This window comes from Curtobacterium salicis, from assembly GCF_011759505.1.
GTDB lineage: Bacteria > Actinomycetota > Actinomycetes > Actinomycetales > Microbacteriaceae > Curtobacterium > Curtobacterium salicis.
On sequence record NZ_JAAOYO010000004.1, the window covers coordinates 22,493 to 35,616 of the forward strand.

General features: G+C 71.0%; 12 protein-coding genes. 4 read left to right on the forward strand and 8 right to left on the reverse strand.

Annotated elements, in window-relative coordinates:
* Positions 1-36: 36 nt before the first annotated feature.
* From E9228_RS12340 to E9228_RS12355, 4 genes are all read right to left on the reverse strand, one after another.
* A complete protein-coding gene (locus E9228_RS12340) occupies positions 37-1,053 on the reverse strand; it encodes an ABC transporter substrate-binding protein (protein ID WP_166780873.1) in 1,017 nt (338 codons plus the stop codon).
* Positions 1,054-1,121: 68 nt separating this feature from the next.
* Entirely contained in the window at positions 1,122-1,973 is an 852-nt protein-coding gene (locus E9228_RS12345; RefSeq protein ID WP_166780874.1) for an ABC transporter ATP-binding protein, read from the reverse strand.
* Positions 1,970-3,112, reverse strand: coding sequence for a FecCD family ABC transporter permease (locus E9228_RS12350; protein WP_341849877.1), 1,143 nt, complete (start codon positions 3,110-3,112; stop codon positions 1,970-1,972). The genes E9228_RS12345 and E9228_RS12350 overlap by 4 nt, the downstream gene beginning before the upstream one ends.
* Positions 3,109-4,188, reverse strand: coding sequence for a FecCD family ABC transporter permease (locus E9228_RS12355; RefSeq protein WP_341849878.1), 1,080 nt, complete (start codon positions 4,186-4,188; stop codon positions 3,109-3,111). The genes E9228_RS12350 and E9228_RS12355 overlap by 4 nt, the downstream gene beginning before the upstream one ends.
* Before the next feature lie 28 nt (positions 4,189-4,216).
* Between E9228_RS12355 and E9228_RS12360 the strand changes: the two genes are divergently transcribed.
* From E9228_RS12360 to E9228_RS12370, 3 genes are read left to right on the forward strand one after another with little or no spacing between them, the layout of a single operon-like run.
* Positions 4,217-5,041 carry a siderophore-interacting protein gene (locus E9228_RS12360; RefSeq protein ID WP_166780876.1) on the forward strand — a complete coding sequence of 275 codons (825 nt, stop codon included), beginning with the start codon at positions 4,217-4,219 and terminating at the stop codon, positions 5,039-5,041.
* Positions 5,042-5,092: 51 nt separating this feature from the next.
* Positions 5,093-5,884, forward strand: a complete 792-nt coding sequence (locus tag E9228_RS12365; RefSeq protein WP_166780877.1) for a hypothetical protein — start codon at positions 5,093-5,095, stop codon at positions 5,882-5,884.
* A 55-nt stretch (positions 5,885-5,939) separates the two neighbouring features.
* Positions 5,940-6,323 (forward strand): VOC family protein, encoded by a 384-nt coding sequence (locus E9228_RS12370; protein WP_111079027.1) that lies wholly within the window; start codon positions 5,940-5,942, stop codon positions 6,321-6,323.
* 103 nt (positions 6,324-6,426) lie between these two features.
* On the opposite strand, the gene E9228_RS12375 is transcribed toward E9228_RS12370, so the two are convergent.
* The 3 genes from E9228_RS12375 to E9228_RS12385 all read right to left on the reverse strand — a co-directional run bounded on the left by E9228_RS12375 (position 6,427) and on the right by E9228_RS12385 (position 9,739).
* Positions 6,427-7,341 carry a carbohydrate ABC transporter permease gene (locus tag E9228_RS12375; protein ID WP_166780878.1) on the reverse strand — a complete coding sequence of 305 codons (915 nt, stop codon included), beginning with the start codon at positions 7,339-7,341 and terminating at the stop codon, positions 6,427-6,429.
* 1 nt (position 7,342) lies between these two features.
* A complete protein-coding gene (locus E9228_RS17605; RefSeq protein ID WP_341849879.1) occupies positions 7,343-8,308 on the reverse strand; it encodes a carbohydrate ABC transporter permease in 966 nt (321 codons plus the stop codon).
* 69 nt (positions 8,309-8,377) lie between these two features.
* Positions 8,378-9,739, reverse strand: a complete 1,362-nt coding sequence (locus tag E9228_RS12385) for an extracellular solute-binding protein (RefSeq protein ID WP_166780879.1) — start codon at positions 9,737-9,739, stop codon at positions 8,378-8,380.
* 231 nt (positions 9,740-9,970) lie between these two features.
* On the opposite strand from E9228_RS12385, the gene arfA reads away from it, so the two are divergent.
* Positions 9,971-11,473, forward strand: a complete 1,503-nt coding sequence (gene arfA / locus E9228_RS12390) for an arabinosylfuranosidase ArfA (RefSeq protein ID WP_166780880.1) — start codon at positions 9,971-9,973, stop codon at positions 11,471-11,473.
* Between the two features lie 362 nt (positions 11,474-11,835).
* Here arfA and E9228_RS12395 read toward each other — a convergent pair whose 3' ends face one another.
* Complete coding sequence (locus E9228_RS12395) at positions 11,836-12,873, reverse strand: LacI family DNA-binding transcriptional regulator (RefSeq protein ID WP_425248384.1); 1,038 nt, start codon at positions 12,871-12,873, stop codon at positions 11,836-11,838.
* Positions 12,874-13,124 lie beyond the last annotated feature (251 nt).

The window sequence follows — 13,124 nt, forward strand, 5'->3', positions numbered from 1 at the left end:
CTGGTGGGGAGCCTCCCGTTGCGGCTCGGGGTCGCGTCAGGAGACCGGCTTGCTCTCGTCGATCCAGCCCGCGAGCTTCGTCATGTAGTCCGCCTGCGAGGCGTAGTCGAGCGCGGGGAAGGTCCAGCTGTGGACCTGGCCGGCCGCGAGGGCGGCGTTGTCGGCGAACGTCGGCTGCTTCTCGAGGTCCGCGACCTGGTAGCCCTGCTGCGAGAGCAGGATCACGTCGCCCGAGATCTGGCCCGCGTTCTCCCAGCTGTAGATGCCCCAGTACCAGCCCTTCGGCTTCGGGACGACGAAGTCGACGCCGAAGTCGGTGTACATCTGCAGCGTCGGCTCGTCGGACGGGCGGGTGACGTAGGCGCCGTCACCGTCCGCGTACATCGAGACGACGGAGAGGTCGTTCCCCTTCGCGGCCTGCTGCAGGGCGTCCTTGGCGGTGTCGAAGTCCTTCTCGGCGGCCTCGACGGTGGTCTCCTCCGCCCCGAGGGACTCGGCGAGGTCGGCGATGTGCTCGATGACGTCCTCGCCCTCGCCGCCCCACTTGACCTGGGCGACCGGCGCGATGGCGGCGACCTGCTCCTGCTGTTCCTTGTCCTTGAAGCCGTAGCCGGGCTGCGTGGTGTCGAGCGTGCCCTTGGCGTCCGTCGGGTAGACCGAGGTGACGACGAGGTCCGGCTTCAGAGCCGCGAGCTTCTCGAGGTCGATGTCGCCGTAGGCGTTGCCGAGCTGCGTGATGCCGTCGGTGTCCAGGTCCTTGAAGCGCTGGTCCTTCGCCATCGTCAGCTGGCCGAAGGTGCCGACCGGGCGCAGACCGTACTCGATGAACGAGATCGCGATGTCGTTGAGGACCACGACGCGCTTCGGGGTGTGGTCGACCTTCACCGTGGCTCCGGTGGCGTCCTCGTACGACCACGCGCGGGAGGACGCGCTCGTGCCGTTGCCGGCGTCGTCGGATCCGCCGGTGCTGGAGCAGCCGGTGAGGATGAGGGCCGTCGCGGTGACGGCGGTCAGGAGGGCGGCACGGACCGTGCCGCGGCGGAGAGTGTTCACGTTAGGTGAGCCTAACCTAACCTGAGTGGATCCACCAGTTCGGGCCGGAACCCCGGCCGGGAGGCGCGTCACGCGTCGTGCTCGTCGGCCTCCGGGACCACCATGGGGGACCCCGTCACCGGGTCCGGCACCACGCGGGCGTGCAGGCCGAACGCCTGCTCGAGGACGGCCGGGGTGAGGACCTCGGCGGGCGTGCCGTCGGCGACGACACCGCCGTCGTGGAGCACCACGAGCCGGTCCGAGTACCGCGCCGCCAGGGTCAGGTCGTGGAGCACCATCACGACGGTCGAGCCCTGCTCGCGATTGATCCGCCGGACGAGCCGGAGGACGTCGAGCTGGTGCGCCAGGTCCAGGTAGGTCGTCGGTTCGTCGAGCAGGAGCGTGTCCGCCCGCTGCGCCAGGACGAGGGCGATCCAGGCACGCTGGCGCTGGCCGCCGGACAGGCTCGCGACGTCGCGGTGGGCGACGTCGGTCAGACCCGTCGCCGCGATGGCGTCCTCGGCGACGGCTGCGTCCTCCGCCGTCCACGGGCGGGCCCAGGACTGGTGCGGGTTCCGGCCGCGCATCACCAGGTCGAGCACGCTCGTGCCGGCCGGGGCGAGCGGCGACTGCGGCAGGATCGCGAGCTTCCGCGCGACGGCGCGGTTCGGCTCCTTGCGGATCGGCGCTCCGTCGAGGAAGACCTCACCGGACTGCGGCTTGAGTACCCGGCCGAGCGCCTTGAGGAGCGTCGACTTGCCGCACCCGTTCGCGCCGAGGAACGTCGTCACCGTGCCGTGCTCGATCGTCAGGTCGAGGTCGCGGACGACCGGGGTCCGGTCGTACCCGACCGACAGGCCGCGGGCCTCCAGGACGGGGACTGCGTGTCCGCGAGCGACAGCCGGCGTCGGGGTCGCGACCGAGGGGGTCGTCGTGGTCATCGGGACATCTCCTTGCGGTGACGGATGAGGAGCCAGATCAGGTACGGGGCGCCGATCACGGTCGTGACGATGCCGACCGGCACCTGCCAGGGGAACGCCGAGCGGGCGAGCAGGTCCGCGCCGAGGACCAGGACCGCGCCGAGCGCTGCCGACAGCAGCAGCGGCGGCCGGTTCGTCCCCGCGATCCGCAGCGCGATCTGCGGGACCACGAACGCCACGAAGCCGACCGGACCGGCGGCGGCGACCGCAGCCGCCGTCAGGACGACCGCCAGGCCGATCACGAGCAGCCGGTGTCGCTGGACGCCCAGGCCGACACCGGTGGCGACCTCGTCGCCGAGTTGCCCGATGCCGAGCGCGGCCGAGGTCGCGAGGGCGAGCGGGACCCCGACCGCGGCGATGACCAGCAGCGGCCACACCGTCGTCCACGAGGTGCTCGACAGACTGCCGACGAGCCACTGCGACGCGGCCGTGGCCTGCGTGATCTTCGCGCGGACGAGCAGGTAGCTGGTGAGGGCGTCGAGGGTCGCGCTGACCCCGATCCCGACCAGGATCAGCCGGTGACTCTGCACACCGCCACGCCAACCGAGTCCGTACACGATCGCCGCCGCGACCAGAGCGCCGATCGTCGCGGCGACGGGGATGCCGCCGCCGAGGACCAGCGCGCTGACCGAGGAACCACCGCCGCCGAGCACGACCGCCGCCACCGCGCCGACGCTCGCACCGGACGTGACACCGATGATGTCCGGCGTCCCCAGCGGGTTCCGGGTGAAGGTCTGCGTCAGGGCACCGGCGACCGCGAGCGTCACGCCGACGAGCGCCCCGGTCAGGACGCGGGGGAGGCGCAGGGTCGTCACGATGAACTGCTCCGGGCCGGACTCCAGGCCGAGCAGGGCACGGACGACGGTGCCCGGGGCGATGAACGTCGAGCCGATCGCGACGCCGAGGACGACGAGCAACAGGGCGGCGACGACCGCGACGACCGAGGTGCTGAGGACGCGGGGGCGCCAGGCCAGGCCGACCGGGCCGATCCGGACGCCGCGGCGGGGGCCGGTGGTGGTGCTCGTGGCGGCCGGCGTCGGCCCGCCGGTGGTGGGGCCGGCGGTCGACTCGTCGGTGTCGACCCGTGTCGTGGCGCTCACAGGGACACCAGCGACCGGCGGCGGGCGACGGCGACGAACACCGGACCGCCGATGACGGCCAGGACGATGCCGACCTCGACCTCGGCGAACCCGCCGATCAGTCGTCCGACGACGTCCGCGGCCAGCACGAGCACGGCCCCGAGCAGCGCCGACGCCGGCAGGGTCCAGCGGTGCCCGGTCCCGACCACGGCGCGGGCGACGTGCGGCACGGTCAGGCCGACGAAGGCGATCGGACCGGCCGCCGCGGTGGCGCCGGCGGCCAGCAGGGTGATGCCGCCGAGGCCGACGAGCCGCGCGGTGAGCAGGTCCTCGCCCAGGCCCTTCGCCAGCTCCGACCCGAGTCCGAGTGCGTCGAGGGCGCGGGTGTTCCAGATCGCGAGCACGAGTCCGACGGCCATGAACGGCCATGCGGCGGCGAGCACGTCGAGCTGCCGCCCGGACAGGGACCCGACGACCCACAGGCGGTAGGCATCGAGGGAGTCCTGGTCGGTGAGCACGATGAACGACGTCAGTGCGCCCAGCAGCGCGGACACGGCGGCTCCCGCCAGCGCGAGCGGCACCGGGCTGGCGGTCCCGCTGCCGGCCACGGTCACCGAGAAGACGACGACGCTCGCGACGACCGCGCCGACCAGGGCGAACCAGACCGAGGCGCTGGTGCTCGTCACGCCGAACACGAAGACACCGAGGACGACCGCCAGGCCGGCACCGGCGGAGACACCGAACAGGCCGGGGTCGGCGAGCGGGTTGCGCGTGTGCCCCTGCATGAGCAGTCCGGCGATCCCGAGGGCAGCGCCGACACTCGCGCCGATCAGGGTGCGGGGGACGCGGGAGCCCCAGACGATCGCCTCGTCGGTCCCCGAGCCGGTGCGCATCAGACCCGCGAGCACCCGGTCGGCACCGATGTGGTTGCTGCCGAGGAGCATGCTCGCGACCGCGGCGGCGACGACCAGCACGGCGAGCCCGAGCAGCACCGCCACACGACGCCGGGCCGTCCGGCGGTGCACGCCGGAGGCGCCGATCACCGCTCCGGGCAGGGCGGCGGGCGCGGTCGTCACAGCGAGGGGAGGGGGTGGCACGGAAGCCATATTAGGTTAGCCTTCCCTCATGGCGAAGATCCCGAGGCTGATGCCCGAGAACCCGCGGCTGTTCCGGGCGCAGGTCGTCCGCACCGAACGGCACACCCCGTCGATCCACCGCGTCACCATCGCGAGCGACGAGATCCGCGACTTCCCGTTCCTCGGCTTCGACCACTGGTTCCGCCTGTTCCTGCAGCGCCCCGAGCAGGACACCTTCGTGATGCCCGAGATCGACGGTGCCAAGTGGTGGCCGCAGTACCTCCGCATCCCCGAGGACGCTCGACCGCACTGCGCGAACTACACCGTCGCCGGACACCGCCCCGAACGCGGCGAGATGGACATCGACTTCGTCGTGCACACCGGCGCCGACGGCCGGCTCGAGGGCCGCGCCGCGATCTGGGCCTGCGCCGCCCGCCCCGGCGACGAACTCGCGCTCCTCGACCAGGGCTGCATCTTCGACTGCCCGGACGACGCCAGCGAGGTCGTCATCGCCGCCGAGGAGACCGGTCTGCCCGCGGTCGTCGGCATCGCCCGATCCCTGCCGCGCGGCACCGTCGGCCGGATCATCCAGGAGGTCCCGTCGGCGCTCGACATCCGCGACCTCGACGCCCCGGTCGGCGTCACCGTCACCTGGCTCGTGCGCGGCGACGCCTCCGCGGTCCCCGGACGGGCGGCGCTCGCCGAACTGCAGCGGCACGTTCCCTCGGACGACCTCGGCTACGCGTTCGTCGTGGGGGAGTCCCGCCTGGCCACCGAGGGCCGCCGCCACCTGCACCGTGCCGGGCTGCCGAAGTCGCGGATCACCTTCTCGGGGTTCTGGAAGCACGAGGCACGACAGCCCGCGATGGCCTGAGCGCCTGCTCCGGCTCGATCGCAGGGCGCCCGGTTGTGGCACGCTTGCCGCATGGGGGAACACACGGACGACCCGCGCCGGGGGCGCACCCGGCGAGCCACCGCGACGGCGGTCGTGCTCACCGCTCTGCTGCTGGTGACCGGCTGCTCGATGCTGCCTGGCAGCGCCGGCTCCGACACGGCATCCAGCCGACGGGCGACGCCGCACAGCACGCCCACCGCCCGTGCAACGCCCACCCCGACCCCCACGCCCACCCCGACGACCCCGGCCGTCGCTGAGCTCACGGGTGTCACGATCGACGCGGGGGACGTCGCCGAGGGTGCTCCCGCGACCGTCTCCGGCACCGGCCCCTCGGACATCGCGTTCCGGGTCCGCGGGGACTTCGGCGTCGTCGCCGACCTGGACTGTTCGGGGTGCACCGGTACCGCGACCATCACGGCACCCGGGCGGATGTCACCGTTCGGCTCCGCTCGGGCACCCCTCAAGGCGTCGTTCGTGACCAGCGTCCTCAAGAACGACCCGGAGCAGCAGATGCTCATCATCGAGGCCGACGGCCCGTGGTCGCTCACCCTGCGCAGCTGGAACGACCTGGCGACGGTGTCCGGCCCGCAGTCCGGTACCGGTCCCGCCGTGCTGTTCTTCTCGGACGACGTCGGGCACGTGCAGGTCGACTACACACCGGCCAGCGCGGACGACCGTTTCGGCCTCCGGGTCTTCACGACCTCGGATGCCACCCGCATCTACGGCGACACGGAGGCGTTCTCCGAGACCTTCGAAGCCGATCTGCCGGGCATCCTCGCGATCGCCACGAACGGGAAGTGGTCGGTCACCCCGACGCCCTGACCCCCAGAGAACGCGCCGGCGAGCCCGCCGGGCGCCTCGCGCGTATCCTCGCGCCATGAGCTGCCGACTGAGCGAACTGGTCCTCAACTGCGCCGACCCCGAGGCGCTGTCCCGCTTCTGGTGCGCCGTCCTCGACTACGTCGAACTCGGCAAGGACGAGGACGGCATCGAGATCGGCCCCGCCTCCGGTTTCGGCGGCGCGACACCGACCATCATCCTGTCCCGGGTGCCGCACGCGAAGACGCAGCCGCTCCGCCTGCACCTCGACGTCAACCCGGTCGACCGCGACCAGGACGCCGAGCTCGAGCGGCTCCTGGCCCTCGGCGCGCGACCGGCGGACGTCGGACAGACCGGCGACGAGTCCTGGCATGTGCTGCAGGACCCGGAGGGCAACGAGTTCTGCCTCCTCCGGTCGCGGCTCGAGCCGCTCGCCGGCTGAGCCGGATCGCACCCGCGCCCCACGACGGACGGGAGGCTCCCCACCAGCTGGTGGGGAGCCTCCCGTCCGTCAGGTGGTCCGGACGTGACGTCCGGACCGAGCGTCAGCCCTTCAGGCCGGAGCCGGTGACACCCTCGACGATCTGCCGCTGGAAGATCAGGTACAGGATGATCAGCGGCAGCGCCGCCAGGATCGCACCCGCCTGGATGTCCGCGTAGCGCTGACCGAAGCTGCCCTGGACCGTGGCGAGCCCGACCGGGATCGTCATGAGGTCCGGGTTCGACAGCACGAACAGCGGCAGCAGCAGGTTGTTCCACACCCCGACGAACGTCAGGATCGTCACCGCGGCGATCACCGGACGCGACAGCGGCAGGATGACCGACCAGTAGATCTTCCAGATGCCGGCGCCGTCGATGCGCGCGGCCTCCTCCAGCTCCTTCGGGATGCCGTCGAAGAACTGCTTGAAGATGAACACCGCGATCACGGCGGGCACCTGCGGGAAGATCACCGACCAGTAGGTGTTGAGCAGGTTGACCGCGTTGAGCTCCTGGAAGATCGGGATGATCAGGACCTGCGTCGGGATCATGATGCCCAGGATGATGAGCAGGAACGCGATGTTCCGGCCGCGGAACACGAGTCGTGACAGCGCGAAGGCGGCCATCGACGCGAAGATCACCGTGAGCACCGCGGTGACGACGCTCGTGATGCCGCTGGCCAGGTACCAGTTCCAGATGTCGCCGGACTGGAACAGCGACGCGTAGGAGTGCAGCGTCGGGTTCCAGTTCGACAGGATCGACTTCGCGCCGAGTGCGGCCACACCGTTGTCGGACAGCGAGGTCTTCAGCGCGAACAGGCTCGGGATGAGCCAGATGATCGCGAACACCGTCAGGACGATGGCCGACGCGATCGTGAAGCCGCGGCCGCTGACGCCGATCTTCGCGGCGCTCGTGGGAGCGGCCGAGGAGACGCCGGTGCGGAGCTTGGTGCGGCCGGTGGTGATGCTCTCGGTGGCGGTCATGTCAGGCTCCGATCTCACGCTTGGCGGCAGCGCGCTCGACGAGCTGCCGGATGACCGCGATGGCGACGATCACGATGAACAGCAGGACCGACGCGGCCGATGCGGCGCCGAGCCGGTTGTCCGTGAAGCCGACACCGGTGATGAGCTGCAGCGAGACCTGGGTCGAGATGCCCGGTCCGCCGTTTGTCATCAGGTACACCTGGTCGAAGATCTTCAGGCTCGCGATGATCTGCAGCAGGATGACCAGCGTCGTGGTGCGGCCGAGCAGCGGCAGGGTGATCGACTTGATCTGCTGCCAGTTCGAGGCGCCGTCCACGGCGGCGGCTTCGTACAGCTCGCGGGGGATCTCCTGCAGGCCGGCCAGGTACAGCACGAAGTTGAAGCCGAGCGTCCACCAGACGGTGGCGATGGCGACACCGATCATCGCCGTGTTCGGGCTGGACAGCATGCCCGAGCCGGGGGTCAGGCCGAGCCCCGACTGGATCGTCGCGAACAGGCCGGTGGCCGGCGTGAAGATGAACACCCAGATGAGCGAGATCGTCGCCGACGGCAGGATGAACGGCAGGAAGAACGCCAGTCGGAAGAACCACTGGCCCTTGTTCATCCGGTTCGTGAGCACCGCGAAGACGAACGCCAGGATCACCAGCGGCGGCGTCGTGTACAGCGTGAACTGCAGGGTGTGCCAGAGCGACGACCAGAAGTCGGAGCGCCCGAGCATCTCCGCGTAGTTCGCGAACCCGGCGAAGCTGCCGAGTCCGGTGCGCACGGTCGAGGTGTTGAAGAAGCTGGTGACGATCATCCAGATCGTCGGACCGAGCAGGAAGGCCACGTAGAACAGGCCGAAGGGGGCGAGGAAGAGCCACCCGCTGCGGCCCTGCCCGCGGGAGATGCTGGTCCGGTAGTTGCGGAGCCGCCGGGGCGCGGCGGCCGCGTCCGTGGGGCGGTCGAGGACTGGTGCTGTGGTCACGTCATCGTGCCTTTCGCGCGGTGTTCACGGTGTTCGCATGCCCGGTGACCGCATGCCCGGTGCTGCCGGTCACAGGGGGCTCGGGGTGTTGAGGTAGGTCGCCAGCTGGCTCTTGATCGCGCTGAGTGCCTGCGCGGGACTCGAGCTGCCCTGCTGCACGAGGGCGAGCTGCGCGCCGACCGTGCCCTCGAACGTCGAGCCCGATCCGCCGTACCAGGCCGCGTCGTCGAAGACCGCGGTCTCGGCGGCGGCGGCGTAGTTCGACTGCGGCTTGAGCTCCTTGTACTGCGTGCTGTCGAACGTCGGCATGTAGGCCGGGACGTGCCCGCCCTCCGCCCACGTCAGGCTCTGCTCGAGCATCTGCTTGATGAACAGCAGGGCGGCCTTCTTCTGCTCCGGCGTGCGGTTCTTCTTCGGCAGGATGAACGTGTGCGAGTCGGCCTGGGTGGCGGGCTTGTCGTAGAGCGTCGGGATCGGCGCCATGCCGAACTTCAGCCCCTTGATCGACTGGGCGGTGCTGATCTCCCACTCGCCCTGCATGAAGAAGCCGGCCTTGCCGTCGAACATCAGCGACTGGGCCGTGGCGTAGTCCAGGGCCTTGTTCATCCAGCCCTGCTTCACCCACTTCTGGGTGCGGCTGGTGACCTCGTTGTAGGCGTCCTCGTTGACGGTGAGCTTCGCGCCGCCGTCGCTGATGAACGGCGTCGCGCCGTTGATCTGGTTGTACATCGTCCAGAAGAAGCGCCACGGGGTCGCCGTCTCCGGCACGACGTTCGCCACGTTCAGCGCTGTGCCACCGGTGACCTTCGACACGGCGGCCAGGGCGCTCTCGAACGCGTCCATGCCGTCCAGGCTCTTGAGCTCACCGTTGCCGTCGAGCAGCCCGGCCTTCTTGCAGACGTCCACGTTGTAGAACAGCACGAACGGGTGGGTGTCGAGCGGGATCGCGATGTTGGCGCCGTCGGTCTTCTGCGCGGCCCACGCCTTCTGGTTGAAGTCGCTCGCCTTGAGTCCGACGCCGGCGAGGTCGTCCGCGGTGATCGGGTCGAGCAGGTCGCCGTCCCAGAGCGGCTTCGCCCGGGTCAGGTGGGCGATCGCGACGTCCGGCGGCTTGTTCCCGACGGTCGCCAGAGTCAGCTTCGAGTAGTACGGGTTGCCCCACGCGAAGGTCGTCGCCTGCAGGGCGGACGACCCGCCGTGCTGCTTGGCGTAGCCGGCTTCCATCGCCTGCATGCGCAGGCCGTCACCGCCGCCGAACAGGTTCCAGAAGACCAGGGTCTCCGGGTTGAGGGCACTGCCGGCGAGACCGGCCGAGAGCGGGCTCGAGCACGCGGCGAGGGGGAGCACCGTGGCGGCCGCCGCTCCGGCGGCGAGCAGGCTCCTCCGCGTGAAGGTGGACCCGCGGAGGGGTGGGACGGATCGGTTCGGCATGGCATCACTCCATCGGGACGGGCCGAAGCGGGACGGTCATCCGGGGAGGAACGACGTCCCGATCGCGGGGCGTCGGTGCCCCGTGAGCGCTCACATTAGCGCCGCACCGACGTGCGCACCAGCCCTTCCGTCCCGTGTCGACACCCGATAGCGTTTCCTCCAGGTGAGCGCTCACTTCCGTGACACTGCGGAACACTCGTGCTCGACGCACAGCCTGATCGAAGGAGATCCATGCCCCGCACACACCTCGTCCTCGACTCCGCGTTCACGGTGGGCCCGGTGCGGCGCCGATTGTTCGGCGGCTTCGTCGAACACCTCGGTCGTCACGTCTACGACGGCATCCACGAACCCGCGCACGAGTCGGCCGACGAACACGGCTTCCGCAAGGACGTGATCGAACTCGTCAAGGAGCTCGGCGTCACCACCATCCGCTACCCCGGCGGCAACTTCGTCTCCGGCTACAAGTGGGAGGACGGCGTCGGACCGGTCGAACAGCGTCCCCGCCGGCTCGACCTGGCGTGGCACTCGACCGAGACGAACGAGGTCGGCCTGCACGAGTTCCAGCAGTGGCTCGACTCGGTCGGCTCGGAGCTCATGCTCGCCGTGAACCTCGGCACGCGCGGCGCCGCCGAGGCCATCGAGCTGCTCGAGTACGCCAACATCCCGGGCGGCACGGCACGCTCCGAGGAGCGCAAGGCCAACGGCCGCGAGGAGCCCTTCGGCATCACCATGTGGTGCCTCGGCAACGAGATGGACGGCCCGTGGCAGCTCGGCCACAAGAACGCCGAGGACTACGGCAAGCTCGCCGCGATGACCGCGAAGGCGATGCGGCAGATCCAGCCCGACCTCGAACTCGTGGCCTGCGGTTCCTCGGGGGCGTCGATGCCGACGTTCGGCGAGTGGGAGCGCACCGTCCTCGAACACGCCTACGAGGACGTCGACTACATCTCGGCGCACGCCTACTACGAGGAGGACCAGGACCTCACCTCGTTCCTGGCCTCCGGCGCCAACATGGACCACTTCATCAAGACGGTGACGACCGCTGCGGACCACGTGCAGGCGCACAAGGGCTCCGACAAGCGGATCGACATCTCGTTCGACGAGTGGAACGTCTGGTCGATCACGAAGTGGGAGGCGCAGCAGAAGACGTTCACGCTCGACGAGTGGCCGGTCGCCCCGCGCCTCCTGGAGGACGTGTACACCGTCGCCGACGCCGTCGTCCTGGGCGGGCTGCTCATCTCGCTCCTGCGCCACGCGGACCGCGTCGCGTCCGCGTCGATCGCGCAGCTCGTCAACGTCATCGGCCCGATCATGACCGAGCCGGGTGGCGAGGCCTGGCGCCAGACCACGTTCTTCCCGTTCTCGGTCACCTCGCGCCTGGCGCACGGCACGTCGCTGAACGTCGTCGCCTCGGGTGACACGATCGACGGCGGCAAGCACGGCACCGTCCCGGTCGTCGACTCGGCGGCCACGGTCGAGGACGGGCACGCCGCGGTGTTCCTCGTCAACCGCCACCAGACCGAGAGCACGACGGTCACGATCGACCTGTCCGGGCTCGACGTCGACGGGGACGTGCACGCGGAGGGCATCTGGGACGATGACCTGCACGCCGTGAACGACCTGTCGAACACCTCCCGCGTCGGCCTGCGGACCAACGAGTCCGTCCGCCGCGAGGGTGACACGATCACGATCGAACTGCCGCCCGTCTCCTGGACGGCGCTCTCGATCGGGTAGTCGCCTCGGCGCACGCTGCGTGCGGCGAGCGTCGAGTGAGCAGAGGACGCCGGGTCCCTTCGGGGGCCCGGCGTCCTTCTCTGTGCGGGGCCGGCGGCGGCGGGGCCGGCGGGGGCGGGGCCGGCGGGGCCGAGCCTCGCCTGTGCGGACGCATTGCAGCCCGCGTGCGGCGCATTCTGTCCGCGTGGCCGAGCCTCGAGCGCGAATCTCGTGCGGCCAGGAGGCGCGTGGCGGGCGCGCGCCGCGCCTCCCGTCGGCCGAGCCTCGGCTGGGCGGACACGGTGCGGCCCGCGTGCGGCGCATTCTGTCCGCCTGGCCGAGCCTCGGCGCGGCCCCGCGGCCCCGCAGCGCCCCGCCCGCCGCTACCGCGCCGGCGGCGCGGCCGTGCTCGCGCGGACGACGAGCCGCACCGGCACGAGGTCCGTCGCCGCCGTGGCGGCACCGCCCTCGATCTGCGTCAGGAGCGTGGCGACCGCGCGGCGCCCGACCTCGTCGAAGGACTGGTGCACGGTGGTGAGCGGCGGCCAGAACGAGTCGGACTCGGGCGAGTCGTCGAAGCCCACGACGCTGAGCGAGGACGGGACGGCGCGCCCGACCTCGTGGCAGGCGCGGAGCACACCGAGCGCGGTCTGGTCGTTCGCCGCGAACACCGCGGTGATCTCGGGGCGTCGGGCGATCTCGAGGCCGGCCTGGTAGCCGGACTCGGTGCTCCAGTCGCCGCCGAGCACGGGCGGGACGGTGCGCCCGGCCGCGGTGAGGGTCGCACTCCAGGCCGCCTGCCGTCGCGCCGCCGAGTACGAGGACGCGGGTCCGGCGACGTGCCACACCGTGTCGTGCCCGAGGTCGAGCAGGTGCTGGGTCGCCAGTCGGGCGCCGTCGGCCTGGTCGGTGTCGATCGCCGGGTGCTCGGTGGTGCCGGTGGAGTCCACGACGACCATGGGGACGCCGTCGGGCAGCTCGACCTCGGCCGTGTCGATGACGTGCGACTCGATGATGATGACCACGCCGTCGACGGCCTGTTCGTGCAGGCGGGAGAACGCGGACCGGACGCCCTCTTCCGTGCGGGACGCCATCGGCAGCAGGGTGATCGTGAAGTCGGCGACCCCGGCGGCGTCGGCGATGGCCTCGAGCGTGCGCATGTTGCCGTACGAGGCGAGCGTGAACATGATGACGCCGATGGTGCGGAAGCGTCCGGACCGCAGGGCCCGGGCGGCGCGGTTGGGCCGGTAGCCGAGCTCGGCCATGGCCTGCTGGACGCGGGTGCGGGTCTCGGGGCTGACGTTGTCGAACCCGCGGGCCACGCGGGAGACGGTCTGCATCGAGACCCCGGCGGCTTCCGCCACGGCGGCGAGGGACGGGGCCCGGCGGGGGACTGCGGTGGCGTCGGTGGTCGTCGAGATGGTCACGCGCCCCCTTCCATGCGAACGGTGTGGGGCCGGTACGGGTGCGCAGCCGAGGGCCGGCACCGGGCGACGGCCGGTGCGGGCCGGCATCGATGCACGACCACTCCTGCGAACGCTAGCGCATGATGACGTTGCCATGCTATGGTCGCCTCCGTTCGATGTTGACGTCAACATCAGCGCGGGTCGCAGCACGACCACCCGGCGCTGAGGTCCCCGTCGACGTCAGTTCAGGACACGACGAAGGAGTC

Coding starts and splice junctions, on each gene's coding strand:
- E9228_RS12345 (WP_166780874.1), bottom strand. CDS start 1,973: ATGACCACGACGACCCCCTCGGTCGCGACCCCGACGCCGGCTGTCGCT.
- E9228_RS12360 (WP_166780876.1), top strand. CDS start 4,217: ATGGCGAAGATCCCGAGGCTGATGCCCGAGAACCCGCGGCTGTTCCGG.
- E9228_RS12365 (WP_166780877.1), top strand. CDS start 5,093: ATGGGGGAACACACGGACGACCCGCGCCGGGGGCGCACCCGGCGAGCC.
- E9228_RS12370 (WP_111079027.1), top strand. CDS start 5,940: ATGAGCTGCCGACTGAGCGAACTGGTCCTCAACTGCGCCGACCCCGAG.
- E9228_RS12375 (WP_166780878.1), bottom strand. CDS start 7,341: ATGACCGCCACCGAGAGCATCACCACCGGCCGCACCAAGCTCCGCACC.
- E9228_RS12385 (WP_166780879.1), bottom strand. CDS start 9,739: ATGCCGAACCGATCCGTCCCACCCCTCCGCGGGTCCACCTTCACGCGG.
- arfA (WP_166780880.1), top strand. CDS start 9,971: ATGCCCCGCACACACCTCGTCCTCGACTCCGCGTTCACGGTGGGCCCG.